The 26,365-nt window shown below is 72.0% G+C and carries 22 protein-coding genes, 2 pseudogenes and 1 riboswitch; of the genes and pseudogenes, 17 read left to right on the plus strand and 7 right to left on the minus strand.

The genetic code is table 11. The features are described from left to right. Positions 1-50: 50 nt before the first annotated feature. The 4 genes and pseudogenes from QFZ74_RS19280 (at position 51) to QFZ74_RS19295 (ending at position 5,873) form a co-directional block, all read left to right on the plus strand. Positions 51-1,606 (plus strand): annotated as a pseudogene (locus QFZ74_RS19280) (GMC family oxidoreductase). Then, complete coding sequence (locus tag QFZ74_RS19285) at positions 1,603-2,754, plus strand: glycine betaine/L-proline ABC transporter ATP-binding protein (protein WP_307622043.1); 1,152 nt, start codon at positions 1,603-1,605, stop codon at positions 2,752-2,754. The pseudogene QFZ74_RS19280 and the gene QFZ74_RS19285 overlap by 4 nt, the downstream one beginning before the upstream one ends. Before the next feature lie 67 nt (positions 2,755-2,821). Further along, positions 2,822-4,846 carry a proline/glycine betaine ABC transporter permease gene (locus QFZ74_RS19290; protein WP_307622044.1) on the plus strand — a complete coding sequence of 675 codons (2,025 nt, stop codon included), beginning with the start codon at positions 2,822-2,824 and terminating at the stop codon, positions 4,844-4,846. Positions 4,847-4,919: 73 nt separating this feature from the next. Further along, on the plus strand, positions 4,920-5,873 hold the full coding sequence (locus QFZ74_RS19295) for an ABC transporter substrate-binding protein (RefSeq protein WP_307622045.1): 954 nt from the start codon (positions 4,920-4,922) through the stop codon (positions 5,871-5,873). A 66-nt stretch (positions 5,874-5,939) separates the two neighbouring features. Here QFZ74_RS19295 and QFZ74_RS19300 read toward each other — a convergent pair whose 3' ends face one another. Further along, positions 5,940-6,437: a carboxymuconolactone decarboxylase family protein gene (locus tag QFZ74_RS19300; RefSeq protein ID WP_307622046.1), complete on the minus strand. Its 498-nt coding sequence runs from the start codon at positions 6,435-6,437 to the stop codon at positions 5,940-5,942. A gap of 47 nt (positions 6,438-6,484) precedes the next feature. Between QFZ74_RS19300 and QFZ74_RS19305 the strand changes: the two genes are divergently transcribed. The 3 genes from QFZ74_RS19305 (at position 6,485) to QFZ74_RS19315 (ending at position 9,606) form a co-directional block, all read left to right on the plus strand. After that, positions 6,485-7,897, plus strand: coding sequence for a PLP-dependent aminotransferase family protein (locus QFZ74_RS19305; protein ID WP_307622047.1), 1,413 nt, complete (start codon positions 6,485-6,487; stop codon positions 7,895-7,897). A gap of 123 nt (positions 7,898-8,020) precedes the next feature. Next, positions 8,021-8,389 carry a hypothetical protein gene (locus tag QFZ74_RS19310; protein ID WP_307622048.1) on the plus strand — a complete coding sequence of 123 codons (369 nt, stop codon included), beginning with the start codon at positions 8,021-8,023 and terminating at the stop codon, positions 8,387-8,389. 32 nt (positions 8,390-8,421) lie between these two features. After that, positions 8,422-9,606, plus strand: a complete 1,185-nt coding sequence (locus QFZ74_RS19315) for a glutathionylspermidine synthase family protein (protein ID WP_307622049.1) — start codon at positions 8,422-8,424, stop codon at positions 9,604-9,606. Positions 9,607-9,633: 27 nt separating this feature from the next. Here QFZ74_RS19315 and rocD read toward each other — a convergent pair whose 3' ends face one another. Further along, positions 9,634-10,839: an ornithine--oxo-acid transaminase gene (gene rocD, locus QFZ74_RS19320; RefSeq protein ID WP_307622050.1), complete on the minus strand. Its 1,206-nt coding sequence runs from the start codon at positions 10,837-10,839 to the stop codon at positions 9,634-9,636. A 101-nt stretch (positions 10,840-10,940) separates the two neighbouring features. Beyond that, positions 10,941-11,031: riboswitch (ZMP/ZTP riboswitch) on the plus strand. A gap of 33 nt (positions 11,032-11,064) precedes the next feature. Here rocD and QFZ74_RS19325 point away from each other — a divergent pair. The 3 genes and pseudogenes from QFZ74_RS19325 (at position 11,065) to QFZ74_RS19335 (ending at position 14,819) form a co-directional block, all read left to right on the plus strand. Then, positions 11,065-12,520: pseudogene (locus tag QFZ74_RS19325) on the plus strand (glycine hydroxymethyltransferase). A 553-nt stretch (positions 12,521-13,073) separates the two neighbouring features. Beyond that, on the plus strand, positions 13,074-14,087 hold the full coding sequence (trpS, locus tag QFZ74_RS19330; RefSeq protein ID WP_307622051.1) for a tryptophan--tRNA ligase: 1,014 nt from the start codon (positions 13,074-13,076) through the stop codon (positions 14,085-14,087). A 150-nt stretch (positions 14,088-14,237) separates the two neighbouring features. Continuing rightward, a complete protein-coding gene (locus QFZ74_RS19335) occupies positions 14,238-14,819 on the plus strand; it encodes a 2'-5' RNA ligase family protein (RefSeq protein ID WP_307622052.1) in 582 nt (193 codons plus the stop codon). Positions 14,820-14,963: 144 nt separating this feature from the next. Here QFZ74_RS19335 and QFZ74_RS19340 read toward each other — a convergent pair whose 3' ends face one another. Both QFZ74_RS19340 and QFZ74_RS19345 read right to left on the minus strand, forming a co-directional pair. Beyond that, positions 14,964-15,719 (minus strand): decaprenylphospho-beta-D-erythro-pentofuranosid-2-ulose 2-reductase, encoded by a 756-nt coding sequence (locus QFZ74_RS19340; RefSeq protein WP_307622053.1) that lies wholly within the window; start codon positions 15,717-15,719, stop codon positions 14,964-14,966. A 23-nt stretch (positions 15,720-15,742) separates the two neighbouring features. Further along, on the minus strand, positions 15,743-17,098 hold the full coding sequence (locus QFZ74_RS19345) for an FAD-binding oxidoreductase (RefSeq protein ID WP_307622054.1): 1,356 nt from the start codon (positions 17,096-17,098) through the stop codon (positions 15,743-15,745). Between the two features lie 133 nt (positions 17,099-17,231). Between QFZ74_RS19345 and QFZ74_RS19350 the strand changes: the two genes are divergently transcribed. The 4 genes from QFZ74_RS19350 (at position 17,232) to QFZ74_RS19365 (ending at position 20,519) form a co-directional block, all read left to right on the plus strand. Beyond that, positions 17,232-17,729: a phosphatase PAP2 family protein gene (locus QFZ74_RS19350; RefSeq protein WP_307622055.1), complete on the plus strand. Its 498-nt coding sequence runs from the start codon at positions 17,232-17,234 to the stop codon at positions 17,727-17,729. Next, the gene (locus tag QFZ74_RS19355; RefSeq protein WP_373462410.1) at positions 17,726-18,691 is read left to right on the plus strand and encodes a decaprenyl-phosphate phosphoribosyltransferase; all 966 of its coding nucleotides are present in this window, start codon (positions 17,726-17,728) and stop codon (positions 18,689-18,691) included. Before QFZ74_RS19350 ends, QFZ74_RS19355 begins: the two co-directional genes overlap by 4 nt. 437 nt (positions 18,692-19,128) lie before the next feature. Beyond that, a complete protein-coding gene (locus QFZ74_RS19360) occupies positions 19,129-19,620 on the plus strand; it encodes a GtrA family protein (RefSeq protein ID WP_307624205.1) in 492 nt (163 codons plus the stop codon). Next, the gene (locus tag QFZ74_RS19365; protein ID WP_307622056.1) at positions 19,608-20,519 is read left to right on the plus strand and encodes a YihY/virulence factor BrkB family protein; all 912 of its coding nucleotides are present in this window, start codon (positions 19,608-19,610) and stop codon (positions 20,517-20,519) included. Before QFZ74_RS19360 ends, QFZ74_RS19365 begins: the two co-directional genes overlap by 13 nt. Here QFZ74_RS19365 and QFZ74_RS19370 read toward each other — a convergent pair. Next, complete coding sequence (locus QFZ74_RS19370; protein WP_373462411.1) at positions 20,464-21,744, minus strand: D-alanyl-D-alanine carboxypeptidase family protein; 1,281 nt, start codon at positions 21,742-21,744, stop codon at positions 20,464-20,466. The genes QFZ74_RS19365 and QFZ74_RS19370 overlap by 56 nt on opposite strands. A gap of 91 nt (positions 21,745-21,835) precedes the next feature. On the opposite strand from QFZ74_RS19370, the gene QFZ74_RS19375 reads away from it, so the two are divergent. Both QFZ74_RS19375 and QFZ74_RS19380 read left to right on the plus strand, forming a co-directional pair. Further along, positions 21,836-22,075 carry an SCO4848 family membrane protein gene (locus QFZ74_RS19375; protein WP_307622058.1) on the plus strand — a complete coding sequence of 80 codons (240 nt, stop codon included), beginning with the start codon at positions 21,836-21,838 and terminating at the stop codon, positions 22,073-22,075. Positions 22,076-22,114: 39 nt separating this feature from the next. Beyond that, on the plus strand, positions 22,115-23,608 hold the full coding sequence (locus QFZ74_RS19380) for a metallophosphoesterase (RefSeq protein WP_307622059.1): 1,494 nt from the start codon (positions 22,115-22,117) through the stop codon (positions 23,606-23,608). A gap of 47 nt (positions 23,609-23,655) precedes the next feature. On the opposite strand, the gene QFZ74_RS19385 is transcribed toward QFZ74_RS19380, so the two are convergent. Both QFZ74_RS19385 and QFZ74_RS19390 read right to left on the minus strand, forming a co-directional pair. After that, on the minus strand, positions 23,656-24,252 hold the full coding sequence (locus QFZ74_RS19385) for a hypothetical protein (protein WP_307622060.1): 597 nt from the start codon (positions 24,250-24,252) through the stop codon (positions 23,656-23,658). After that, complete coding sequence (locus QFZ74_RS19390) at positions 24,249-24,623, minus strand: PadR family transcriptional regulator (protein ID WP_307622061.1); 375 nt, start codon at positions 24,621-24,623, stop codon at positions 24,249-24,251. Before QFZ74_RS19390 ends, QFZ74_RS19385 begins: the two co-directional genes overlap by 4 nt. A gap of 192 nt (positions 24,624-24,815) precedes the next feature. Here QFZ74_RS19390 and QFZ74_RS19395 point away from each other — a divergent pair, with 192 nt between their 5' ends. Beyond that, complete coding sequence (locus tag QFZ74_RS19395) at positions 24,816-26,357, plus strand: ABC transporter substrate-binding protein (RefSeq protein WP_307622062.1); 1,542 nt, start codon at positions 24,816-24,818, stop codon at positions 26,355-26,357. Positions 26,358-26,365 lie beyond the last annotated feature (8 nt).

Here is a 26,365-nt window from a genome sequence, read left to right on the forward strand (position 1 = left end):
CACCGCCCCGTCCCACCTCCGCTCACTGCCTGGACTTCAGGAGAACGACCATGTCCACCACCCCCCACCTCTACGACTACGTCGTCGTCGGCGGCGGCACCGCGGGCTCCGTCATCGCCTCCCGGCTGACCGAGAACGCGGACGTCACCGTCGCCGTCATCGAAGGCGGCCCGAGCGACGTCGACCGCGACGACGTCCTCACCCTGCGCCGCTGGATGGGCCTGCTCGGCGGCGAACTCGACTACGAGTACACGACCACCGAGCAGCCGATGGGCAACTCCCACATCCTGCACAGCCGCGCCAAGGTGCTCGGCGGCTGCTCCTCGCACAACACCCTGATCGCCTTCAAGCCGCTGCCGTCCGACTGGGACGAGTGGGAGGACGCGGGCGCCGCCGGCTGGGGCGCCGTGCAGATGGAGGCGTACTTCGCCCGGCTGCGCAACAACATCGTGCGCGTCGCCGACGAGGACCAGAACCCCATCGCCAAGGACTGGATCGAGGCGACGAGGACCGCCACCGGCGTCCCCGAGGTGACCGGCTTCAACGCCAAGCCCTTCCACGAGGGCGTCGGCTTCCTCGACCTCGCCTACCACCCGGAGAACAACAAGCGCTCCTCCGCCTCCGTCGCCTACCACTCCACCCGCACATGGAGGCCGGCGACCGCCCCAACCTCACGCTGCTGCTGGAGACCTGGGCGTACAAGCTGGAGATGGAGGGCAAGCGGGCCACCGGTGTGCGGGTGCGCACCAAGGACGGCGAGGAGCAGCTGATACGCGCCCGCCGCGAGGTCGTGGTCTGCGCCGGCGCGGTCGACTCCCCGCGCCTGCTGATGCTCTCCGGCATCGGACCGAAGAAGGACCTTCAGGACCTGGGCATCCCGGTCGTGCACGACCTGCCGGGCGTCGGTGAGAACCTCCAGGACCACCCCGAGTCGGTGATCGTGTGGGAGACGAACCGGCCCCTGCCGGAGAACTCGGCGATGGACTCCGACGCCGCGCTGTTCGTCCGCCGCGACGACGGTCAGGACCTGCCCGACCTGATGTTCCACTTCTACCAGATCCCGTTCACCGACAACCCCGAGCGCCTCGGCTACGAACGCCCCGCGCACGGCGTGTCGATGACCCCCAACATCCCCAAGTCCCGCGCCCGCGGCCGGCTCTACCTCACCTCCGCCGACCCCGAGGTCAAACCCGCCCTCGACTTCCGGTACTTCACCGACGAGGACGGCTACGACGCGCAGACGCTCGTCGACGGCGTACGCATCGCCCGCGACATCGCGAAGACCGAACCGTTCGCCGGGTGGCTGAAGCGGGAAGTCTTCCCAGGAGCCCACGTCGACGACGACGAGACGCTGAGCGAGCTGCTGCGCAAGGCGCACCACACCGTGTACCACCCCGCGGGGACCTGCCGCATGGGCGCCGCGGATGACGAACTCGCCGTCGTCGACCCGGAACTGAGGATCCGCGGTCTCGAGGGCGTCCGAGTCGTCGACGCGTCCGTCTTCCCGACCCTGCCCGCCGTGAACCCGATGATCGGCGTACTGATGGTCGGGGAGAAGGCGGCGGAACTGCTGGCTGACACCACCGAAGGGAACCAGGCCCGATGAGCGCCATCACCTCCCCTGACACCCCGCAGAAGCACGAGCCCGGCAAGGAGACCGAGGCCGATGCCGCGGCACCGGAGGGGCGCTCGCGCGTCTTCGGCGTCCGCAACCTGTGGAAGGTCTTCGGCCCCAAGGCCGACCGCATACCCGGCGACACCGAGCTCGCCGGGCTCTCCCAGACCGAGCTGCGCACCCGCACCGGCTGCACCGCCGCCGTCCGCGACGTCTCCTTCGACGTACTCAAGGGCGAGGTCTTCGTCGTCATGGGCCTGTCCGGCTCCGGCAAGTCCACGCTGGTGCGCTGCCTGACCCGGCTCATCGAGCCGACCTCCGGCACGCTGGAGATCGACGGCGAGGACGTCCTCGCCATGGACCGGAACCGGCTGCGCGAACTGCGCCGCCACCGCGCCTCCATGGTCTTCCAGCACTTCGGTCTGCTGCCCCACCGCTCCGTCCTCGACAACGTCGCCTACGGCCTGGAGATCCAGGGCATGGGCAAGGAGGAGCGCCGCGAGCGCGCCGCCGAGATGGTCGCCAAGGTCGGTCTGGAAGGACTGGAGCAGCGCCGGCCGGGCCAGCTCTCCGGCGGTCAGCAGCAGCGCGTCGGCCTCGCCCGCGCGCTGGCCACCGACCCCGAAGTACTGCTCTTCGACGAGCCGTTCAGCGCCCTCGACCCGCTGATCCGGCGCGACATGCAGGAGGAGGTCATCCGCCTGCACAGCGAGGAGGGCCGCACCATGGTCTTCATCACCCACGACCTCAGCGAGGCCCTGCGCGTCGGCGACCGCATCGCGCTGATGCGCGACGGCGAGATCGTGCAGCTCGGCACCCCCGAGGAGATCGTCGGCGCGCCCGCCGACGACTACGTCCGCGACTTCGTGCGCGACGTACCCCGCGAGCAGGTCATCACGGTGCGCACCGCCATGCGCGCCGGGGACTGCGGCGGCACCGAGCACCCCGGGGCGCTCGCCCCCGACACGGTCGTCGCCGACGCCATCGAGACCGCCGCCCGCAGCGGCCGTCCCGTCTGTGTGACGGAGGCCGGCAAGTGCCTGGGCCAGGTGGACCACCTCGCGCTGCTGCGCGTCGTCGCCGGTCTCGACCGTGAGGGTCACGAGGTCCGCGAGGTCCGCGAGGAGGTGGCCGCGTGATCCGCACCGTCACGAGAACACCGGCCACGCCCGCCGTGCGTGCCAGCCATAGCCGGGGGTGGGCCGCATGAGTGCCGTTCTCACCCCTACTCCGCCGCCGGTGACCACCGGCCAGGACGACCCCAAGGCCTCGTCGGCGTCCCGTTCGCCGCTGCGCCATCCGTTGGTGCGCCGGCTCTGGCCGCTGGCCGCCGCCGCGATCGTGCTCGTCCCGCTGGCCGCCGTGATCTGGGGCAGCGGCGGCTGGCCGCACGAGCTGACCGTCGACGTCAAGACACCCCTGGACGACGCCTACACCTGGGTCGTCGAGAACCGGGACACCAGTCCCGTCTTCCTCTACTTCCTGCTGTGGATCAGCAACTGGGCGGACGGTTCGGTGAGCTGGATGACCGACCTGCTGGAGAACCTCGGCTGGTTCCCCGTCGGCGCCGGTGCCGTCCTGCTGGCCTGGCGGATCGGCGGTCTGCGCGAGCGGCGCGGGCTGCGGCTCGCCGCCGTCACGCTCGTCACCTTCGCCCTGTGCGGTGTGCTCGGCATGTGGGAAGCCACGATGGAGACCATCGCCCTGATGGCGGTCTCGGTCGCCGTCGCCGCCCTGGTCGGCGCGCTCCTCGGACTCGCCGCGGGCCTCTCGGACACCTTCGAGCGGATCCTGCGCCCGGTCCTGGACACCATGCAGATCATGCCGGCGTTCGCCTATCTGCTGCCGCTGGTCCTGCTGTTCGACATCGGTGTGCCGTCCGCCCTGATCGCGACGATCATCTACGCCGCCCCGCCGATGGCCCGCCTCACCGCGCTCGGCCTGCGCGGCGCCGACCCGGGCGTCATGGAGGCCGCCGAGTCCCTGGGCGCGAGCCCGCTCCAGCGGCTGGTGACCGCACGGCTGCCGCTGGCCCGCAAGGAGATCCTGCTCGGCCTCAACCAAACGATCATGATGGCCCTGTCGATGGTCACCATCGCCTCGGTGATCGGCGCCGGCGGCCTCGGTGAAGAGGTGTTCAGCGCGCTGTCCACGGTCGACGTCGGCTCGGCGCTCGCCGCCGGTATCCCGATCGTGCTCCTCGCCGTCTGGCTGGACCGGCTGACCTCCGCCGCGGGCGAGCGGCTCGGCGAGGGCACCACCCCGGCCGGCCCCGCGTGGCTGCACGGCTGGCGTGCCTGGACCCTGGTCGCCGCCGCGTTCGCCGCGCTGACCGCGGGCGGCCGGACGCTGCTGATCTCCGAGTGGCCCGACCCGTGGACCGTCGACTTCGCCCAGCCCGTCAACCAGGCCGTCGAGTGGTTCACCGGCCACATGGCCGAGGGCGTCCCGGTGTTCGGCGGCACCCGTACCTGGGCCGACGGCTTCACCACCTGGGTGCTCGACCCGATCCGCACCGGACTGACCGTCATGCCGTGGTGGGCGCTGGTGCTGCTGGCCGCCGGCTTCGCCCTGCTCGCCGGAGGCTGGGGCGCCATGTGCACGGCCGCGCTGGCCATGGCCGGCATCGGTGTCATCGGCGTCTGGAGCCACTCCCTGGACACCCTGTCCCAGGCCATCGCGGGCGTCGTCGTCACGCTCGCCCTCGGCTTCGCGATCGGCGTGGCGGCCGCCCGGGTACCGCTCCTGGAACGCATGCTGCGCCCGGTCCTGGACACCATGCAGACGCTGCCGCAGTTCATCTACCTGATCCCGGTGGTCGCCCTGTTCAACGTGGGCCGTGCCGCCGCCGTCGCCGCGGCCGTGCTGTACGCGCTGCCCGCCGTCGTCCGGATCACCGTGCAGGGCCTGCGCGGTGTCGACAGCGCGACGCTGGAGGCCGCCCGCTCCATGGGCGCCGGCACCTTCCAGCAGATCCGCCAGGTGCAGATCCCGCTCGCCCGGCCCGCGCTGATGCTCGCCCTCAACCAGGGCGTGGTGCTGGTCCTGGCCATGGTGATCGTCGGCGGCTTCGTCGGCTCCGGCGCGCTCGGCTACGACGTCGTCTTCGGCCTCCAGAAGAGCCAGCTCGGCGTCGGCCTCACCGCCGGTGTCGCCATCGTGCTGCTCGGCCTGGTCCTGGACCGCACCACGCAGCGCTCGGCCCGGGGAGCGGCGACCGCCTCCCACTGATCCGCCTCCCCTCACACCCCGCCCCTCACGGCAGGAAGACCTGCCCGACCGAAACGAGAGACACGCTCACATGATGAACAGAAAGCACGTCCGCCGTGCCGCTGCCGCCGGCGCCGTCCTCCTCGGTGTCACCGGCATGAGCGCCTGTGCGGCCGCCAAGACCTCGTCGTCGGGCAGCTCCGACCAGGTGACCATCGCGGTGCCGTCCTGGGTCGGCGCCGAGGCCAACGCGGCCGTGGCGAAGTACCTCCTGGAGAACGAGCTCGACACCAAGGTCAAGACGACGCAGCTCGACGAGTCGGTCGCCTTCGACGCGCTCAACAGCGGCAAGGCCGACGCGATCCTGGAGGACTGGGGCGGGGCCCCGCAGAAGGTCAAGCTGTACGTCGACAACAAGAAGTCGGTCGTCGAGGGCGGCGACCTCGGCGTGGTCGGGCACATCGGCTGGTACATACCGAAGTACCTGGCCGACAAGCACCCGGACATCACGGACGCCAAGAACCTCAACAAGTACGCGTCCCTGTTCAAGACCGCGGAGAGCGGCAACAAGGGCCAGCTGCTGGAGGGTTCGCCGTCGTACACCACCAACGACGACGCCCTCATCAAGAACCTGAAGCTGAACCTCAAGACGGTCTACGCGGGTTCCGAGGCCGCCCAGATCACCCAGATCCGGGAGAACTACAAGGCCAAGAAGCCGTTCATCAGCTACTGGTGGACGCCGCAGTGGCTCAACAACCAGCTCGACCTGGTCGAGGTGAAGCTGCCCCCGTACAAGGAGGGCTGCGACGCCGACGCCAAGAAGGTCTCCTGCGGCTACGCCAAGACCCCGCTGCAGAAGTACCTGAGCGCCGACTTCGCCAAGAACAACAAGAAGGCGGCCCAGTTCCTGAAGAACTTCAAGTGGACCTCCGAGCAGCAGAACGAGGTGGCCGCGCTCATCGCCGACAAGAAGATGAGCCCGGAGAAGGCCGCCGAGAAGTGGGTCAAGGACAACCCTGACGTCTGGAAGCAGTGGCTGCCCAAGTAAAGCGCCACAGGCCGGAATCGGAGGCCGCCCGGGGTGACTCCCGGGCGGCCTCCGGCCGTTGTGTGGTCAGCGGTGGTGGCCCGCCTCGTAGTGGCCCGGCGTCATCCGGGTGGTCACCCCGAACCGGTTCCACGCGTTGATCACCGCGATGGCCCCGATCAGCCGGGCCAGTCCGGCCTCGTCGAAGTGCTGGGCGGCCCGCTCGTACACCTCGTCCGGCACGAAGCCGTCGGTGAGGACCGTGACGGCCTCGGTGAGCTCGATCGCCGCCAGCTCCTTCTCCGTGTAGAAGTGCCGCGACTCCTCCCAGGCGCTCAGCTGCACGATCCGCTCGACGCGCTCCCCGGCCGCGAGCGCGTCCTTGGTGTGCATGTCGAGGCAGAACGCGCAGCGGTTGAGCTGCGAGGCGCGGATCTTCACCAGTTCGTACAGGGCGGGGTCAAGGCCCTGCCGGGCGGCGGCGTCCACCCGGACCATCGCCTTGTAGACGTCGGGCGCGTGCTCGGTCCAGTGCAGGCGGGGAGGGGTCTCGGGGGCGTACCGGGCGGTGTCTTCCGTGGTCATGTCCTCGACCCTAGGAGCGGGGCGGCCCAGGGGTATGGTCCATTTCCATGGGGAATTCCCGGGCCACTCTCGGAGTCGACCTGCACGTGGAGCCGTCCGCCGCGGGCGGTCTGCGCCGCGGTCTGACCGACGCGCTGCGCGACGCCGTCCGCACCGGCCGGCTCGCCGCCGGCACCCGGCTGCCCTCCTCGCGCTCGCTGGCCGCCGACCTCGGCATCGCGCGCAACACGGTCGCCGAGGCGTACGCCGACCTGGTCGCCGAGGGCTGGCTCACCGCCCGGCAGGGCTCGGGCACCCGCGTGGCGACCGGCGTGGCCACCGCGCCCACCGGGCGGCGCGAGAAGGCCGCCCCACCGCGCCGCCGCGTTTCCGACCGCCCCGCCTACGACCTCAAGCCCGGCACGCCCGACCTCGCGGCCTTCCCCCGCGCCGAGTGGCTCAAGGCCGCCCGCCGCGCCCTCGGCGCCGCCCCCTCCGAGGCCCTCGGCTACGGCGACCCGTGCGGCCGCCCCGAGCTGCGCACCGCCCTCGCCGGCTACCTCTCCCGCTCCCGGGGCGTACGCGCCGACCCGGACAACATCCTTGTCTGCGCGGGCATTTCGCACGGTCTGCGGATCCTCGCCACGGTGCTGCGCGCCCGGGGCGCCGGAAGCGTCGCCGTCGAGTCGTACGGCCTCGACGTCCACTGGCGGATCCTGGCCGCGGCCGGCCTTGCCACGCACCCGCTGCCGTACGACGAACTCGGCACGGACACCGGCGACTTGGCCGGGACCGATGCGGGAGCGGTGCTGCTCACGCCCGCCCACCAGTTCCCGATGGGCACCTCCCTGCGCCCCGACCGGCGCGCCGCCGCCGTGGACTGGGCGCGCCGCACCGGCGGCTTCGTCCTGGAGGACGACTACGACGGCGAGTTCCGCTACGACCGCCGCCAACCGGTCGGCGCCCTGCAGGGGTTGGCACCCGAGCACGTGGTCTACCTGGGCACCGCCAGCAAGTCCCTCGCCCCCGGGCTCCGGCTGGCGTGGATGGTGCTGCCGCCGTCCCTCGCGCGGGAGTGCGCGGCGGCCAAGGGCGACAGCGACACCTGCGGAGTGCTGGAACAGCTCACCCTGGCGGAGTTCCTCACCTCCGGCGCGTACGACCGGCACGTCCGCGCCGCCCGGCTGCGCTACCGGCGCCGCCGCGACGCGCTCGTCGCGGCCCTCGCCGCCCGCGCGCCCGAGGTGCGCGTCACCGGGATCGCGGCCGGACTGCACGCCGTCCTGCGCCTGCCGCAGGGCAGCGAACCCCCGGTCGTCCAGGCCGCCGCCTGGCAGGGACTGGCGCTGCACGGGCTCTCCTTCTACCGCCATGAACAGGCCCGCGCCGAGCGGCCGGACGCCCTGGTCGTCGGCTACGGCACCCCGCCGGACCACGCGTGGGCGGGGGCACTGGAAGCGCTGTGCCGGGTGCTGCCCTGAGGCGGAGACGTCAGGCGAACCGAGGGGTGCCGACGGCTTCACTCACCCCGGTCACTAGGCTGACAATCGCATGCATCCGGCCCATCGTGCGCCGGACACCGAACAGCGACGGGGGAAACAGACATGGCGAACGCACACAGGCAACTCCGTTCCACCACGGTCGTCCTCGGCGGCATGGGGCTGCTCGCGGCCGCCCTCACCTCCTGCTCCTCCGCCCCCGACAAGCGCTGCGTCGACCGCGACAGCTACCAGCTCGGCCGGGGCTACCAGATCGTCGCCGACAAGAACTGCACCTCCACCAAGAGCTCCATCAACGGGGCCTGGTATTACGGCGGGAAGAAGAAGAGCGACTGGGTGTCCGGGGGCTCCTTCACCCGGCCCAGCAAGGGCTCCGGCCGCTCAGGCCGCTCCGGCGGTCACTCCTACGGCGACCACGACGGCGTGCACCGCGGCGGCTTCGGCAGCAAGGGCGGTGGCAGCCACGGCGGCTGACCGGTCGACGTAACGAGACGTAAGAACACGAGATGGAACGCCGCAGGATCGACCCCCGCCCCGGCTGGCAGCAGACCGTCGAGGGACAGGGCCTCGTCTACCCGCTCACCCGCCTCCCCGACGACACTCTGAGCCCCTACTGGGACGAGAGCGCGTACTACGTCTTCTCCCTCGACGAGGTCGAGGCGCTGGAGGACGTCGTCGAGGAGCTGCACCGCATGTGTCTGGTCGCGGCCGAGCACATCGTCACCGAGGACCGCTTCGCCGACCTCGGCATCACCGACCCGCGCATCGCACGGGCGGTCGCCGAGGCCTGGCACCGTCGCGCCGAACTGCCGTCCGTCTACGGCCGGTTCGACCTCCGCTACGACGGCACGGGCCCGGCGAAGCTCCTGGAGTACAACGCCGACACACCCACCTCTCTGGTCGAGGCCGCCTCGCCCCAGTGGTTCTGGATGGAGGACCGCTTCCCCGGCGCCGACCAGTGGAACTCCCTGCACGAACGCCTCGTCGCCGCCTGGAAGAAGCAGTCCGCGCTCCTCCCGCCGGGCAGCCCTTTGTACTTCGCGCACTCCTGCGACGACGAACTCGGCGAAGACCTGATGACCGTCGCCTATCTGAAGGAGACGGCCGAACAGGCGGGCGTGGACACCGACTGGATCTCCATGGAGGAGATCGGCTGGGACCCGCTCTCCGGCCGCTTCGTCGACAACAGCCTGCGTTTCATCCGCAGCTGCTTCAAGCTCTACCCCTGGGAGTGGCTCGCCACCGACGACTTCGGCGGCCATGTCCTCGACACCCTCGACAACGGCGGCGGCACCGGCTCCACCCTGTGGATCGAACCCGCCTGGAAGATGCTGCTGAGCAACAAGGCGCTGCTCGCGATCCTCTGGGAGCTGTACCCCGGCCACCCCAACCTGCTGCCCGCCTACCTCGACGGCCCGCGCGAGCTCGCGGAGACCACCGGCTGGGTCGCCAAGCCGCTCCTCGGCCGCGAGGGCGCCGGTGTCACGCTCCACCAGCCCGGCGAGACCCCGGCCGTGCCGGAAGAGGCCTGCTGCTACCAGGAGTTGGCGCTCCTGCCCGCCTTCGACGGCAACCACGTCGTCCTCGGCGCCTGGGTCGTCGAGAACGAGTCGGCGGGCCTCGGCATCCGCGAGTCGTCGGGCCTGGTCACGGACGCCTACGCCCGCTTCCTGCCCCACGTGATCCTCTGAGGGCCCCGTGATCCTCTGAGGGGGGTGCTAGACGCCCAGGACCGCCCGCAGCTGGTCGAGGCCCCAGTCCAGGTCCTCCTCGCTGATCATCAGGGGCGGCGCGATCCGGATCGTCCGGCCGTGGGTGTCCTTGGCCAGGACACCCCGGTCCATCAGCCGCTCCGACACCTGCCGGCCCGTACCGACCGCGGGGGAGACGTCCACTCCGGCCCACAGGCCCCGCCCGCGCACCGCCGTTACCTTTCCGGTGCCGAGCAGCGCCTGCAGCTCGCGGTGCAGATGCTCGCCCAGCCGCGCGGAGCGCTCCTGGTACTCGCCCGAGCGCAGCATCGCCATCACCTCCAGCGCCACCGCGCACGCCAGCGGATTCCCGCCGAACGTCGACCCGTGCTCGCCCGGCTGGAACACCCCGAGCACGTCCGCGCTCGCCACCACCGCCGACACTGGCAGGATCCCGCCGCCCAGCGCCTTCCCCAGTACATACACATCCGGCTCGACGCCCTCGTCCTCGCACGCGAAGGTCCGCCCGGTCCTGCCGAGGCCCGACTGGATCTCGTCCGCCATGAACAGCACGTTCCGCTCCCGGGTCAGCTCCCGCACCGCCCGCAGATAGCCCTCCGGCGGCACGATCACCCCCGCCTCGCCCTGGATCGGCTCGATCAGCACCGCGACCGTGTTCTCGGTCATCGCCGACTCCATCGCGGTCAGGTCCCCGTACGGCACGATCTGGAAGCCCGGCGTGTACGGCCCGAAGTCCGCCCGCGCCTCCGGATCGGTGGAGAAGCTGATCACCGTCGTCGTCCGGCCATGGAAGTTGCCCCCGGCCACCACGATCTTCGCCATCTCCCCGGGCACCCCCTTGACCCGGTACCCCCACTTCCGGGCCGTCTTCACCGCGGTCTCCACCGCCTCCACGCCCGTGTTCATCGGCAGCACCATCTCCATGCCGCACAGCTGCGCCAGTTCCTCGCAGAACCGGGCGAAGAGGTCGTGGTGGAAGGCCCGGGAGGTCAGCGTCACCCGCTCCAGCTGCGCCTTGGCCGCGTCCACCAGCCGCGGGTTGCGGTGCCCGAAGTTCAGCGCCGAGTACCCGGCGAGCAGATCGAGGTAGCGGCGGCCCTCGACATCCGTCACCCAGGCGCCGTCCGCGGTGGCCACGACCACCGGCAGCGGGTGGTAGTTGTGCGCGCTGCGGGCGTCGGCAGCGGCGATGAGCGTCTCCGTAGCGTTCACGGGATCTCCAGGGAGCCAGAGAGTCGAGGTCAGTCCCCTTCCTACCGTCGCTCGCGCGGCCGACGCGGGAACCGCACCGTCCGGCGCGCCCGGTAGGCTGGCCAGCGGGCCGTGACTGGCGCGCTGGGATGGGACCGACCATCGGGGAGCGGCCCGAGCGAACAACGAGTGCCGTGCGCCTGGGCCGAACCGAGCACGCCGACACGCCCTGTCCGGAGGTCCCCGATGCCCGAGAATTCCGCCCCCCTCTCCACCGAGTCCACCGCCTTCCGCGCCGCCCTCGGCGTGATCCGCACCGTCGAGCCGCGCGTGGCCGACGCCATCGGCCAGGAGCTGCACGACCAGCGCGAGATGCTCAAGCTGATCGCCTCCGAGAACTACGCGTCCCCGGCCACCCTCCTCGCGATGGGCAACTGGTTCAGCGACAAGTACGCCGAGGGCACCGTCGGCCGCCGCTTCTACGCCGGCTGCCGCAACGTCGACACCGTCGAGTCCCTCGCCGCCGAGCACGCGCGCGAGCTGTTCGGCGCCCGGCACGCCTACGTCCAGCCACACTCCGGCATCGACGCCAACCTCGTCGCCTTCTGGTCGGTCCTCGCCGACCGGGTCGAGGTCCCGTTCCTGGAGAAGGCGGGCGCCCGCCAGGTCAACGACCTCACCGAGGCCGACTGGGCCGAGCTGCGCCAGGCCTTCGGCAACCAGCGCATGCTCGGCATGTCCCTGGACGCCGGCGGCCACCTCACCCACGGCTTCCGCCCGAACATCAGCGGCAAGATGTTCGACCAGCGCTCCTACGGCACCGACCCCGCCACCGGCCTCATCGACTACGAGGCCCTGCGCGCCCAGGCCCGCGAGTTCAAGCCGCTGATCCTCGTCGCGGGCTACTCGGCGTACCCCCGTCTGGTGAACTTCCGGATCATGCGGGAGATCGCGGACGAGGTCGGCGCGACGCTCATGGTCGACATGGCGCACTTCGCGGGCCTGGTCGCGGGCAAGGTCCTCACCGGCGACTTCGACCCGGTCCCGCACGCCCAGATCGTCACCACCACGACCCACAAGTCGCTGCGCGGCCCGCGCGGCGGCATGGTCCTGTGCGACGACTCCCTGAAGGACCAGGTCGACCGCGGCTGCCCGATGGTCCTCGGCGGCCCGCTCCCGCACGTCATGGCCGCCAAGGCCGTCGCCCTCGCCGAGGCCCGGCAGCCCTCCTTCCAGGACTACGCCCAGCGCATCGTCGACAACTCCCGCGCGCTGGCCGACGGCCTGATGCGGCGCGGCGCCACCCTGGTCACCGGCGGGCACCGACAACCACCTCAACCTGATCGACGTCGCCGGCTCCTACGGCCTCACCGGCCGCCAGGCCGAGTCCGCCCTGCTGGACTCCGGCATCGTCACCAACCGCAACGCCATCCCGGCCGACCCCAACGGCGCCTGGTACACCTCCGGCATCCGCATCGGCACCCCGGCCCTGACCACCCGTGGCCTCGGCACCGCCGAGATGGACGAGGTCGCCGGCCTCATCGACCGCGTCCTGACCACCACCGAACCCGGCACCACCAAGTCCGGCGCCCCCTCCAAGGCCCAGCACGTCCTGGACCCGAAGACCGCCGACGAGATCTCCCACCGCGCCACCGACCTCGTGGCCGGCTTCCCCCTGTACCCGGAGATCGACCTGGGCTGACGCCCGCCGCGGGGGCTCGGCTCCTGCCGGGGGTTCCTCACGCGCCGGGCGGCTGCACGGCCCGGCCGGGAGCCCCCGGCGGCGAGTACGCCCGCCCCGCGCCGTGCGTCGGCGCAGCGGCGTTCCGCCGGGCCTGGGGCCTGAGGGCGGGCTCCCGTTGTATCCGGAAGTCGCCGTGGGGACGTCCGCAGCAGGGGCTGTGAGGTGCCGGGGGTTCCTCACGCGCCAGGCGGCCGCACGGCTCAGCGGGACGTCCGGTGGTCCCGGTGGGGGAGTACGGCAGCCGCCTGTCAGGCGCCGGGGCGCAGCGGGTGTCCCGCCGGGTCTTCGGCCTGAGGGCGGGCTCCCGCTGTATCCGGAAGTCGACCTGGGCTGACGCCCGCAGCAGGGGCTGTGAGGTGCCGGGGGTTCTTCACGCGCCGGGGCGCCGCACGGCCCGGCCGGGAGTCTCCGGCGGCCCCGGTGGCGCGTGCGGCACGTCGGGGCGCGTTCGACAGCCGCATGTCGCCGAACTGTTCCGGACCGGTCCCGGGCACCTGCGAGAATGGGAGGCATGGCTTCTGACCGACCCCGCGTGCTCTCCGGAATCCAGCCGACCGCAGGCTCGTTCCACCTCGGCAACTACCTCGGCGCCGTCCGCCAGTGGGTGGCTCTGCAGGAGTCCCACGACGCGTTCTACATGGTCGTCGACCTGCACGCGATCACGGTCCCGCAGGATCCGGTGGCGCTGCGCGCCAACACCCGGCTCGCCGCCGCCCAGCTGCTCGCGGCCGGTGTCGACCCTGAGCGCTGCACGCTCTTCGTCCAGAGCCACGTCCCCGAGCACGCCCAGCTCGCCTGGGTCATGAACTGCCTCACCGGCTTCGGCGAGGCCTCCCGCATGACCCAGTTCAAGGACAAGTCCGCCAAGCAGGGCGCCGACCGGGCGAGCGTCGGCCTGTTCACGTACCCGATCCTCCAGGTCGCCGACATCCTGCTGTACCAGGCCAACGAGGTCCCGGTCGGCGAGGACCAGCGCCAGCACATCGAGCTGACCCGCGACCTCGCCGAGCGCTTCAACGGCCGCTTCGGCGAGACCTTCGAGATCCCGAAGCCGTACATCCTCAAGGAGACGGCGAAGATCTACGACCTCCAGGACCCGGCGATCAAGATGAGCAAGTCGGCGTCCACGCCGAAGGGCCTCATCAACCTGCTCGACGAGCCGAAGGCGACCGCGAAGAAGGTCAAGAGCGCGGTCACCGACACCGAGACGGTCATCCGCTTCGACCCCGAGAACAAGCCGGGCGTCAGCAACCTGCTCACGATCTACTCGACGCTCACCGGCACGCCGGTCGCCGACCTGGAGCGCGCGTACGAGGGCAAGATGTACGGCGCCCTCAAGACCGACCTCGCCGAGGTCATGGTCGAGTTCGTGACGCCGTTCCGCGAGCGCACCCAGCAGTACCTGGACGACCCCGAGACGCTGGACTCGATCCTGGCCAAGGGCGCGGAGAAGGCGCGCGCCGTCGCCGCGGAGACCCTGGCCCAGGCGTACGACAGGGTCGGCTTCCTGCCCGCCAAGCACTGAACCGGCCCCTCGGACACACGTTCCCCTGGGCAGAGCGCCGCACATCACTCCGGTTGCGCCTGCCCAGGGCACATCCGTGGCCGTACAGTCGATAGCCGGACGGCTGAGCACGAACCCGGCAACCCAGCCGACACGACGACAGGAGACGACGTGGGGACCGTAACGATCGGCGTGTCGATCGCGGTCCCGGAGCCTCACGGCAGCCTGCTCCAGGAGCGGCGCACGGGCTTCGGCGACGCCGCGGCTCACGGCATCCCCACGCACGTCACGCTGCTGCCGCCGACCGAGATCGACCACGCCGACCTGCCCGCCGTCGAGGCGTACCTGACCGAGGTCGCCGCCACCGGGCGCCCCTTCCGGATGCGGCTGTCCGGCACGGGCACCTTCCGGCCCCTGTCGCCGGTCGTGTTCGTCCAGGTGGCCGAGGGCGCCGAGGAGTGCACCCGGCTCCAGCGGCAGGTCCGCGACGCGTCGGGCCCCATGGCGCGCGAGCTGCAGTTCCCGTACCACCCGCACGTCACCGTGGCCCACGGCATCGACGAGGCGGCGATGGACCGCGCGTTCCGCGAGCTCGCCGGCTTCGAGGCCGAGTGGCCCTGCACCGGCTTCGCGCTCTACGAGCAGGGCCCGGACGATGTGTGGCGCAAGCTGCGGGAGTTCACCTTCGGCGGCGGCTCCGTGGTGCCGCCCCAGGCGGGTCCCGCCGAGCGCGGCACGATCGCCAGCCGCTGACCCGGGCGCTCCGCTGGATCGCCAGCCGCTGACCCGGGCGCTCCGCTGGATCGCCAGCCGCTGACCCGGGCGCCACGCTGGATCGTCAGCCGCTGACCCGGGCGCCACGCTGGATCGCCAGCCGCTGATCGTCCGGAACGTCGGTCAGATCGGCAGCCGGCGGAACAGCGCGCGCGGGGCGTGCCGCAGCGCCGCCATCACCAACCGCAGCGTCCCCGGCACCCACACCGTCTCCGAGCGCCGCCGCACGCCGAGTTCGATCGCCGTGGCCACCGCCTCCGGCGTGGTCGCCAGCGGGGCCTCCTCCAGGCCGGCCGTCATCTTCGACCGCACGAACCCGGGGCGTACGACCATCACGTGCACGCCGGTGCCGTAGAGCGCGTCGCCGAGGCCCTGGGCGAAGACGTCCAGGCCCGCCTTGCTGGAGCCGTAGATGAAGTTCGAGCGGCGGGCCCGCTCGCCGGCGACCGAGGAGAGCACCACCAGGGAGCCGTGCCCCTGGGCCTGCAGGGCGGCCGCGCTGACCAGGCCCGCCGACACCGCTCCCGTGTAGTTGGTCTGGGCGACCCGCACCGCGCTCACCGGCTCGCGCTCGTCGTGGGCCTGGTCGCCGAGGATGCCGAAGGCGAGCAGCACCATGTCGACGTCGCCCTCGGCGAAGACCTTGCCCAGCACCTCCTCGTGGGAGTCGGGGTCGAGCGCGTCGAAGGCGACGGTACGGACGTCCGCCCCGAGCGTGCGCAGCTTCTTCGCGGCCGTCTCCAGGCCGGGCGAGGGGCGGCCGGCCAGCCACACCGTGCGGGTGCGGCGGGCGATCATCCGGCGCGCGGTGGCCAGGGCGATCTCCGACGTACCGCCGAGGACGAGCAGGGACTGGGGGATTCCGAAGGCGTCCTTCACGACAGCTCCTTGGGGCAGGGGCCTCACAGGGCGAGGCGGCGGGCGAGGTCCGAGACGAACACCCCGCGCGGGTCCAGCTCCGCGCGCAGGGCGCGGAAGTCGGCGAGCCGGGGGTACATCGAGGCGAGCAGCTCCGGCCGCAGCCGGGAGTCCTTGGCGAGGTAGACGCGCCCGCCGGCCGCGGCCACCTCCTCGTCCAGGCCGTCGAGGAAGGCGCCGAGCCCGGGCAGGGACGCCGGGATGTCCAGAGCGAGCGTCCAGCCGGGGACCGGGAAGGAGAGCCAGCCGGGGTCGGCGTCGCCGAAGCGCTTGAGGACGGCGAGGAAGGACGGGCACCGGTGCTCGCAGATGCGGCGCACGATGCGGCGCAGGGCGTCCTCCTGGCCGTACCCGACGACGAACTGGTACTGCACGAAGCCGCCGCGGCCGTAGATCCGGTTCCACTCGGGCAGCCCGTCCAGGGGGTGGAAGAAGGCGGAGATGCGCTGGAGTTCGCCGGTCCGCACGCGGGGGGCCTTGCGGTACCAGAGCTCGTTGAACAGACCCACGGTGGTGCGGCCGAGCAGGCCGTCCGGGACGACGGCGGGGGCGGCCGGGAGGTGGCGGGGCCGGAAGGACAGCGGGTGCCGCCGGGCGCGCGAGCCGGCGCGCAGCGCGTCCAGGGGAGCGTGGTCGCCGCGGGTCAGCACCGCGCGGCCCATCGCCGCGCCCCGGGCCAGCAGGTCGATCCAGGCGACCGAGTAGCGGTAGCGGTGGTCGGTGGCGGTCAGCCGGGCCATCAGGTCGTCGAGGTCGGCGGCGCGTTCGGTGTCGACCGACATGTACGCGGTCTCCACCGGCAGCAGGCTCACCGTGGCCGTGAGGATCACCCCGGTCAGGCCCATGCCGCCGGTGGTCGCGTCGAACAGGGGTGTGCCGCGGCCGACCGTGCGCACCTGGCCGTCGGCGGTGAGGAGTTCGAAGGCGAGCACATGGCGTGAGAAGGAGCCGGAGACGTGGTGGTTCTTGCCGTGGATGTCGGCGCCGATCGCCCCGCCGACGGTCACCTGGCGGGTGCCCGGGGTCACCGGCACGAACCAGCCGAGCGGCAGCAGGACCTCCATCAGCCGCTGGAGGGAGACGCCCGCGTCGCACAGCAGGGTGCCGCCGTCGGCGTCGATCGCGTGGATGCGGTCCAGGGCGGTCATGTCGAGCACGGCGCCGCCGGCGTTCTGCGCCGCGTCCCCGTACGCCCGGCCCAGCCCGCGGGCGATGCCGCCGCGGCTTCCGCAGTCACGGACGGCGGCCACGGCCTCCTCGTACGTCCGCGGGCGGACCAGTCGGGCGGAGGTGGGGGCGGTGCGGCCCCATCCGGTGACGGAAACCGTGTCTCCAGGCATGCCGGAGACCGTATCGCCCCTATATCGGCGATTGATTCAGAAACCTCACATCTTTCCCCGAAATGGGTGATTAATGGGATGTCGCTCAATATTGCCGTAGGTCTGGCGGTGCCGGGGTGAACAGTGAGTCCACATGGACGACATGGACCAGCGCATCGTTTCCGCACTGCGCGCCCGCGGTGCGGATCCGCGCGTCGCCGCCGCCGCGCGCGGCCTGTCCCTGGCCGGGGAGCACGGCGCGCTGTGGCTCGCCGCCGGCCTCGTCGGAGCCGCCGCGGACGGCCCCCGGCGCGGCGCCTGGCTGCGCGGGACGGCGCTCGTCGCGGGCGCGCATCTCACCAGCATGGCCGTGAAGCGCGTCGTGCGCCGGGCGCGGCCCGCCCACGTCGAGCCCCTGGTCCGCACCGCGGGCCGGCACTCCTTCCCGAGCTCCCACGCCGCCTCGGCCACCGCCGCGGCCGTCGCCTTCGGGGCGCTGGGCACCTACGGGATCCGGCCGCTGGCCGCCGCCATGTGCGTCTCCCGCCTGGTCGTCGGCGTCCACTACCCGAGCGACGTCGCGGCGGGCGCCGCCCTCGGGGCGCTCACGGCTCGGCTCGGGGCACGCTGGATGAGCGGGAGGCGCTCGTGACGGAGACGGCGCACCTCGGCCGGGCGACCCTGCTGGAGCAGCGCGGGCCCTCCGGACCGCCGCGCACGACGCCTCCCCGGGGAGGCGTCCTCAGCGGCCTGCTGAAGACCGCCCGCCCCAAGCAGTGGGTCAAGAACGTCCTCGTCGTCGCGGCCCCGGCCGCCGCGGGACAGCTCTTCTCCCGGCACGCGCTCACCCAAGTCGCCCTGGTCTTCGCCCTGTTCACTGCCTGCTCCGCCGCCGTCTACCTGGTCAACGACGCCCGCGACGCCGCGGCCGACCGGGCCCACCCCACCAAGTGCCGCCGCCCGGTCGCCGCCGGACAGGTCCCGGTGCGCGTGGCGTACGCCGTCGGGGGCGCGCTCGGGGTGCTCGCGCCGGCTCTCGCGCTCCGGCTGACCTCGCCGGCGGTCGCGGCGCTCCTGACGGCGTACATCGGCATGCAACTGGCGTACTGCGTCAGCCTCAAGCACGTCCTCGTCGTCGACCTCGTCGTCGTCACCACCGGCTTCCTGATGCGCGCGGTGATCGGCGGGGTCGCGCTCGGCATCCCGCTGTCGCGCTGGTTCCTGATCACCACCGGCTTCGGGGCGCTGTTCATGGTGGCGGCCAAGCGCTACTCCGAGGCCGTCCAGATGGCCGGAAAAGCGGGCGCCACGCGCGCGTTGCTCACCGAGTACACCAGCGGCTACCTCCGCTTCGTCTGGCAGCTGGCCGCCGGCGTCGCCGTCCTCGCCTACTGCATGTGGGCCCTCGGGGAGGGCGGCGTACCGCACGCGAGCGTGCTGCCCTGGCGGCAGCTGTCGGTGATCGCCTTCATCCTGGCGATCCTGCGGTACGCCGTCTTCGCCGACCGCGGCACCGCGGGCGAGCCCGAGGAGGTCGTCCTGCGCGACCGCGCCCTGGCCCTGATCGGCCTCGTATGGCTCGCCATGTACGGCCTGGCGGTGGCCAATTGGTGACGGCCCCGCGCCCCGCTGCTCCGGGATCCGGGCCGCGGCCTGCTGTTCCGGGTGCGTCGCCGCGGCCTGCCGCTCCGGGAGCCCGGCCGCGTCCTGCCGCGTCCGGAGCGCCGCCGCAGTCTGACGCCCCCGAGGTCCGGCCGCAGTCCGCCGCTTCTGGCGCCGAGCCGCAGTCCGACGCCTTCGGCGCCCTGCCGCAGTCCGCTGCCCCCGAGTCCCGGCCGCAGCCTGCCGCCCTTGGCGCCGAGCCGCAGTCCGACGCCTTCGGCGCCCTGCCGCAGTCCGCTGCCCCCGAGGTCCGGCTGAAGCCTGCCGCTTCTGGCGCCGAGCCGCAGTCCCACGCCTCCGGCGCCCTGCCGCAGTCTGACGCCCCCGACGTCCGGCCGCAGCCCGCCGCTCCCGGACCCCCGCTGCGGCCCGTCGCTCCCGGACCCCCGCTGCGGCCCGTCGCTCCCGGACCTCCGCCGCAGTCCGCCGCCCCCCGCGCCCGGCGCAGCGCGCCGTACCGGAGCGAGCTTCTCGGCTTCGCCGCCGTCGGTCTGCTTGCCTACGCCGCCGACCTGGGGCTGTTCACCGTCCTGCGTGGTCCCGTCGGCCTCGGGCCGCTCACCGCCAAGGCGCTGTCCTTCGCGGCCGGTTGCACGGTCGCGTACGTCGGCAACGCGCGCGGCACCTACCGGCACGCGCGCGTGGCGGGCCTGCGCCCGTACGCCGTGTTCGTCGCCGTGAACCTGGCGGGCGCCCTCGTCCAGCTCGGCTGTCTGGCCGTCAGCCACTACGGGCTCGGGCTCACCTCGCAGCGCGCCGACACGGTCTCCGGTGCCGGGATCGGCATGGCGCTTGCCACGTGCTTGCGTTTCTGGGGTACGCGCACATGGGTGTTCCACAACAAGGGCAACGAGGGCAGAGTCGGATCATGGACTGGTTGAAGAAACTCCCCGTCATCGGACCGCTCGTCACGCGTCTGATGCACACGCACGCGTGGCGGGCCTACGAGCGCTTGGACGACGGGAAGTGGACGCGGCTCGCCGCCGCGATGACGTTCGTCAGCTTCATCTCGCTGTTCCCGCTGCTGACGCTGGCCGCCGCGATCGCCGCCGCCACCTTGAGCACCGGGCAGCAGAAGACGCTCCAGGACAAGGTCACCGCCCAGTTCCCCGGCCTCGGCGACAAGCTGGACATCAGCGGCCTGGTCCACAACGCCGGCACCGTCGGACTCGTCGCCGGCATCGTCCTGATGTTCACCGGCATGAGCTGGGTCGCGCAGATGCGCGACTGCCTGCGCGCGGTGTGGGACCTGCCCGACGAGGAGGAGAACCCGATCCTCGCCAAGGCGAAGGACGCGGGCGTGCTGCTCGGCCTCGGCGCCGCGTTCCTCGCCACCATCGCGCTGTCCACCATCGCCTCGGCGATGGTGGGCTGGATCATCGACCAGCTCGGCATCGACCGCTCGGGCCCCGGCGGCATCCTGCTGCGCATCGCCGCGTTCGCCGTCGCCGTCCTCGCGAACTTCCTGCTCCTGCTCTACGTCCTGACCCTGTTCCCGGGGGTCGAGCCGACGCGCCGCAGCCTGATCGAGGCGGCCCTGATCGGCGCGGTCGGCTTCGAGCTGCTGAAGGTCCTGCTCAGCGGCTACATCCAGGGCGTGGCCACGAAGAGCATGTACGGCGCCTTCGGCGTCCCCGTGGCCCTGCTGCTCTGGATCAACTTCACCGCGAAACTGGTGCTGTTCTGCGCCGCCTGGACGGCGACGCCGAAGGCCGCCGGGGAGGTCACTGACGGGACGAAGGACGACGCACCAGATCGGGCAGCGGCCAGCGGCGATTGACCAGGAACACTCCGCCCGCCAGCAGCACCAGCAGCCCGCCGGCGATGGCCAGCGCGATACCGACCCCGCTCGAACCGCCCGCGGAGGCCGCGCCCACCACCGGCTTCGACGAGGAGCCACCGGTCTGCGCGTCCGCCGGGGTGGCGCTCGGCCGGCCACTCGCGTCCGGCGAGGGCGACGCGCTTCGCGGGCGGACCAGCTCGCCCACCGGCCGCACCTTGCCGACCGCCTGGAAGCCCCAGTCGAAGAGCCGGGCGCTCTCCTTGTAGACCTCGTTGTGCTCGTTCTTCTCCGGGTTCATCACGGTGACGAGCAGCACCTTGCCGCCGCGCTCGGCGACGCCGGTGAAGGTGGCGCCCGCGTTGGTGGTGTTGCCGTTCTTGACGCCCGCGATGCCCCGGTAGACCGGGACGTCGCTGTCGCCGCTCAGCAGGCGGTTGGTGTTCTGGATCTCGAAGGTCTCGCGGACCTTCTTGCCCTTCTTGTTCTTCTTCGTCCCGCCCGGGAACGCCGCCCGCACGGTCGAGCAGTACTCCCGGAAGTCCTGCTTCTGCAGCCCGGAGCGGGCGAACAGCGTCAGGTCGTACGCCGACGAGACCTGCCTGCGCGCGTCGTAGCCGTCGGGGGTGACCACGTGCGTGTCGAGGGCCTGGAGCTCCTCGGCGTGCGCCTGCATGTCCTTGACGGTCTGTCTGATGCCGCCGTTCATCTGGGCCAGCGTGTGCACGGCGTCGTTGCCCGAGCGCAGGAAGACGCCGAGCCACAGGTCGTGGACCGTATAGGTCTGGTTCTCCTTTATCCCGACCATGCTGGAGCCGGCGCCGATGCCCGCCAGGTCCGCGTGCAGGACCTTGTGCTCGGTGGTCTTCGGGAACCTCGGCAGCACGGTGTCGGCGAACAGCATCTTCAGCGTGCTCGCCGGGGGCAGCCGCCAGTGCGCGTTGTGCGCGGCCAGCACCTCGCCGGACTCGGCGTCGGCGACGATCCAGGAGCGCGCGGTGAGGTCCTTCGGCAGCACCGGGGCACCGCCGGCCAGGTCGACCTGCGTACCGGCCCGGCCGAGGCGGGTGCCGCCGACCGTCGACATGTGGGCCGGGGGAGTGGCGGAGGGGCTGCCCGACGGCTTCGGGGCCGCGAGGGCGGCGGGCGCGGCGAGCGAGACGGACAGCAACGTGGCGGACGCGACCAATAGTGATCTTCTGACGGTCTTCTTCGGTGCGGACACGGTCGAGAACGTACCGGTCGCGGGGCGTGATGTCCCGCGTCCCGATCCACCCCGGACACGGAACCGGACACCCGACGGCGATACTGGACGTATGAAGCTCAGCCGCCCTGTGTCCTGGTTCCTGCTCGCCTTCGGGGTGTGGAGCTGGATCATCTGGGTCACTTTCGTCAAAAACCTGATCAAGGACAGCAGCGGGCTCGCCTTCGACGGCGGCCACCCGACGGCGTACTTCTGGGTGCACCTGACGCTCGCGGTCGTCTCCTTCGTATTGGGGACGGTCATCGGGGGCATCGGGTTGCGCGGACTGCGCGCATTGCGCCGGACGTCATAGCCACACTCACAGCGGAAGAACTGCGGGGGACTCAGCAGGGTGGTCATCGTCTTCGTGCTCGTCGCCCTGGCCGTTCTGGCCGCCGTGACGGGGCTGTACTGGTACGTCTGGCGCCGCCTGGTCCGTGACACGACCGCAGGTCCGAACCGCGCGCGCCGTACCGGCACCGCGTTCTTCCTCACCGGCCCCGCCCTGATGATCGGCGCCCTGGTGGCCGAGCGCACCGGCGCCCCGTTCTGGCTCCAGCGCGTACTGGCATGGCCCGGCTTCCTGTGGATGGCCTGCTCGCTCTACCTGCTGCTGGCGGTCGTGGCAGGCGAGGCCGTACGACCCCTGCTGCGGCGGATGACGGACCGACACGCGCTCGCCGTACCGGCGGAAGCGGCTCGCGCCGTACCGGCGGGAGCGGCGGCGCGGAATCCGGCACCCATCGCCGACGCACCCGCGCCTGCCGCTGAGACTCCCGCGTCTGCGGCCGAGGCGCCCGCGTCCGCCGTCAGGCCGTCCGCGTCTGCGGCCGAGGCGCCCGCGTCTGCTGCGGAGATCGCGGCGCCCGCGGCCGAGACGCTCCCGCCCGCGGGGGAGCCGCCCGTGCCCGCCGCCGATACGGCCGTGCCCGCAGCGCCAGCGCCTCCGCCCACCGTCGACCCACCCGCGCCCCTCGCCGAGGCGCCCGCGTCCACCCACCCGGAGTCCGCGTCCGCCGCGCCCTCGCGTCGTCTCTTCGTCTCCCGGGTCGTCGCAGGTGCCGCGGCGAGCGCCGCCGTCGCGACCGTCGGGGTCGGTACGTACGGTGTGCTGCGCGGGCCCGGCGTGAAGCGGGTCACCGTGCCGCTGGTCAGACTGCCGCGCGCGGCGCACGGGTTCCGTATCGCCGTCGTCAGTGACATCCACCTGGGGCCGGTCCTCGGGCGGGGCTTCGCACAGAAGGTCGTCGACACGGTCAACGCCACCCAGCCCGACCTGATCGCGGTCGTCGGCGACCTGGTCGACGGCAGCGTCAAGGACCTGGGCCCGGCCGCGGCCCCGCTCGCGCAGCTTTCGGCGCGGCACGGGGCGTACTTCGTCACCGGCAACCACGAGTACTTCTCCGGTGCCGAGCAGTGGGTCGAGGAGGTACGGCACCTCGGGCTGCACCCGCTTCAGAACGCCCGCACCGAGCTGCCCCACTTCGACCTGGCCGGGGTCAACGACGTACAGGGCGAGAGCGAGGGGCAGGGGCCGGACTTCGGCCGGGCGCTCGGCGACCGCGACACCGCGCGCGCGTGCGTGCTGCTCGCCCACCAGCCGGTCCAGATCCACGAGTCCGTCCGCTACGGCGTCGACCTCCAGCTCTCCGGCCACACCCACGGCGGCCAGCTCTGGCCGGGCAACCTCATCGCCGCCGCCGCGAACCCGACCGTCGCGGGCCTGGAGCGCTACGGCGACACCCAGCTCTACGTCAGCCGGGGCGCCGGAGCCTGGGGGCCGCCCACGCGCGTGGGAGCGCCGTCGGACATCACCGTGATCGAGCTGGCCTCCACGCGCGCGTGAGCGCCTCGCTGTGCCGGGACTGTCGTCCTGGCGCCGTACCGGCGCTCTCAGACGCGGCGGACCCGCCAGAGCCAAGCCGCCGTGCCGGTCAGCACGGCGAGCATCGCCAGGTTGGCCAGGAGAGCGGGGGTGTCGCCCGCCGGGCCGCCGCTGGACAGGTTCCAGGTGGCGATGACGGCACTCGGCAGGACGGCGGTGACCAGTACGCCGGTGGTCTTCTGGACGGCGGTCCAGTGCACCGAGGTGCACAGAAGTACCGCGCCGACGACGCGGAACAGGACGCCGAACAGCGGGCCGGGAAGGTCAGGGAAGACCATCATGAACGGCAGCGAGAGGGTGAGCATCAGCAGCGGGACCAGGGGGTGCACCTTTCCGCGCCGGGCGGGTGAACCGGCAACCCCCTTGGCCGGGACCCCGGTTGTGCCGCTTCCTGCCTCGGCCAGCGCCGTCGCCGCGATCGTGCGGGGGTCCCCCAGTTCCGCCAGGACCGCGCCGATCGCGGCGTCGGGGCGTTCGGCGCGCGTCACTTCTATGTGTTCAGCGAGGTCGGCGAGGAGTTCCTGGCGGCGGTCGGCGGGGAGCGCGGAGGCCTCACGCTCGACAGCGGAGAGGTAGTCGCGTACAAGATCGGCAGATGTCTTCATGCGAGGTCTCCGGTGATGGGGCGTGAGGTGGTCAGGAAGGCGTCGACGGCGTCGCGGAAGCCGGGCCAGACGCGGGTGAACTCGTCGAGCGCGGCCCGGCCGCTGTCGGTGAGCGCGTAGTAGCGACGGGGTGGTCCGGAGGCGGACTCCTGCCAGGTGGTGCTGACCAGGTCGTCGCGGCGGAGCCGGGAGAGCAGCGGGTAGACCGTGCCCTGGCTGGTCGCCAGGGCACCGGACTCCTCCAGGGCCTGGAGGAGTTCCACCCCATAACGGGGCCGGTCCCGCATCAACGCGAGTACGCAGTACTCCAGGACACCCTTGCGCAGCTGGGCGGCTGCCCGGGCCCGCTTGGTCGAATCGCCTGGTTCCATGCGATGCAAGATACCTGAAGTCTTCTGTAAGAGGCCCGGTAACTTCTTGCCCATCTCGGCAGATTGCTCTTCCCCCCGTTGAAACTCGTGTGATTAGGTGAGCCGCGCCACTGGGGAGTGGCGATTTTGTGCACAACGTGGGTAGGGCCCGTTCGGGCTCTTGGGAGGGGCACCACCATGCGCTCGGTTCGCATGCGGATTCTCATGACGCTGCTCGTACTGGCGGTCGTAGGAGTGGGCGGCTGGCAGTTGCTGCCGTCGGACGAGGCCAAGAACAGGACCATCACGGTCGGCACGACGGACGCCGCTTCCGCACTGGACCCGGCCGGCGCCTACGACGCCGGTTCCTGGGCCCTGTTCAGCAACGTCTTCCAGTCGCTGCTGACCTTCTCGCCGGGCGGCGGCCAGCCCGTCCCGGACGCGGCGAAGAGCTGCGCCTTCGTGGGCGGCGGGCTGCGGACGTACCGCTGCGAGCTGCGCGAGGGGCTCAAGTTCCCGAGCGGGCGCTCGATGACGGCCGAGGACGTGAAGTACTCCTTCGACCGGGTCAAGGCGATCAACTCCGACGTCGGCCCAGCCCCGCTGATCAGCACGCTCGGCTCGGTGAGCGTCGAGGGCAACGCGGTCACCTTCCACCTGTCCTCGCCGGACGCCGTCTGGCCGTTCAAGGTGGCCACCGGCGCGGGCGCGATCGTCGACCGCTACAAGTACCCGGCGAAGAGCCTGCGCATCGGCACCGGGGTCGACGGCACCGGTCCGTACCGGATGACCGCGTACACCAAGGGCACGCGCGCCGTCCTCGCCCCGAACGGGGCCTACAAGGGCGCCGTCAGCAGCACCGGGCGCCCCATCGAGCTGCGGTACTACGCCAACCCCGGCAAGCTCAACAGCGCCTGGAAGGCCCACCAGATCGACGTCGCCTCGCGGACGCTGCCGCCGGGTGTCCTGTCCGGCCTCTCCGCGAGCGACCCACGCCAGCGCGTCACGGAGTCGGACAGCTCCGACGCCCGCAACCTGTACTTCAACACCCGGGCGGGCATGCCGCTGCACGATCCTCGCGTCCGGCGGGCGCTGGCCTGGCTGGTCAACCGCGAGCAGCTCGCCGCCACGGTGTACGAGGGCACGGTCGACCCCCTGTACTCGCTGATCCCGACCGGCATCACCGGTCACACCACCGCGTTCTTCGACGACTACCCGACGCAGAGCGTGGCCAAGGCCCGGCAGTTGCTGGCCGAGGCCGGCGTGACCACCCCGGTCCGCTTCACCCTCGGCTACGGCGAGGGCCGCGGCTCGGGCGCCGAGGAGTCCGCGGAGCTGAAGAAGCAGCTGGAGACCGGCGGCCTGTTCCAGGTGGACGTCAAGGGCTACGAGTGGACCGACTTCCAGAAGCGCTGGGCGTCGGACAAGCTCGACGCGTACGCGGTCGGCTGGGTCGCCGACTACCCGGACCCGGACACCTTCGCCGCCCCGCTCGTCGGTACCGACGGCACCATGAACACCGGCTACAGCAACAAGATCGTCGACGGGCTGATCCTGCAGAGCCGGCGGAACGCCGACCGCAGCGAGGCCGCCAGGTCCTTCCAGGAGCTCCAGGCCCAGGTGGCCACCGACGTGCCCCTGATCCCGCTGTGGCAGAGCAAGGAGTACATCATCAGCACCGAGGACGTCGGCGGCGGCCAGTACCTCTCCGACGGCACCGGCGTGTTCCGGCTGTGGCGCCTGAACTGGATCTGACCGATCCG

This window comes from Streptomyces sp. V3I7 (assembly GCF_030817495.1).
Lineage (GTDB): Bacteria > Actinomycetota > Actinomycetes > Streptomycetales > Streptomycetaceae > Streptomyces.

Bases quoted from the DNA above. Each gene is read 5' to 3' on its own strand.
- QFZ74_RS19285 (WP_307622043.1), top strand. From the start codon at position 1,603: ATGAGCGCCATCACCTCCCCTGACACCCCGCAGAAGCACGAGCCCGGC.
- QFZ74_RS19290 (WP_307622044.1), top strand. From the start codon at position 2,822: ATGAGTGCCGTTCTCACCCCTACTCCGCCGCCGGTGACCACCGGCCAG.
- QFZ74_RS19295 (WP_307622045.1), top strand. From the start codon at position 4,920: ATGAACAGAAAGCACGTCCGCCGTGCCGCTGCCGCCGGCGCCGTCCTC.
- QFZ74_RS19300 (WP_307622046.1), bottom strand. From the start codon at position 6,437: ATGACCACGGAAGACACCGCCCGGTACGCCCCCGAGACCCCTCCCCGC.
- QFZ74_RS19305 (WP_307622047.1), top strand. From the start codon at position 6,485: ATGGGGAATTCCCGGGCCACTCTCGGAGTCGACCTGCACGTGGAGCCG.
- QFZ74_RS19310 (WP_307622048.1), top strand. From the start codon at position 8,021: ATGGCGAACGCACACAGGCAACTCCGTTCCACCACGGTCGTCCTCGGC.
- QFZ74_RS19315 (WP_307622049.1), top strand. From the start codon at position 8,422: ATGGAACGCCGCAGGATCGACCCCCGCCCCGGCTGGCAGCAGACCGTC.
- trpS (WP_307622051.1), top strand. From the start codon at position 13,074: ATGGCTTCTGACCGACCCCGCGTGCTCTCCGGAATCCAGCCGACCGCA.
- QFZ74_RS19345 (WP_307622054.1), bottom strand. From the start codon at position 17,098: ATGCCTGGAGACACGGTTTCCGTCACCGGATGGGGCCGCACCGCCCCC.
- QFZ74_RS19350 (WP_307622055.1), top strand. From the start codon at position 17,232: ATGGACGACATGGACCAGCGCATCGTTTCCGCACTGCGCGCCCGCGGT.
- QFZ74_RS19365 (WP_307622056.1), top strand. From the start codon at position 19,608: ATGGACTGGTTGAAGAAACTCCCCGTCATCGGACCGCTCGTCACGCGT.
- QFZ74_RS19375 (WP_307622058.1), top strand. From the start codon at position 21,836: ATGAAGCTCAGCCGCCCTGTGTCCTGGTTCCTGCTCGCCTTCGGGGTG.
- QFZ74_RS19385 (WP_307622060.1), bottom strand. From the start codon at position 24,252: ATGAAGACATCTGCCGATCTTGTACGCGACTACCTCTCCGCTGTCGAG.
- QFZ74_RS19390 (WP_307622061.1), bottom strand. From the start codon at position 24,623: ATGGAACCAGGCGATTCGACCAAGCGGGCCCGGGCAGCCGCCCAGCTG.
- QFZ74_RS19395 (WP_307622062.1), top strand. From the start codon at position 24,816: ATGCGGATTCTCATGACGCTGCTCGTACTGGCGGTCGTAGGAGTGGGC.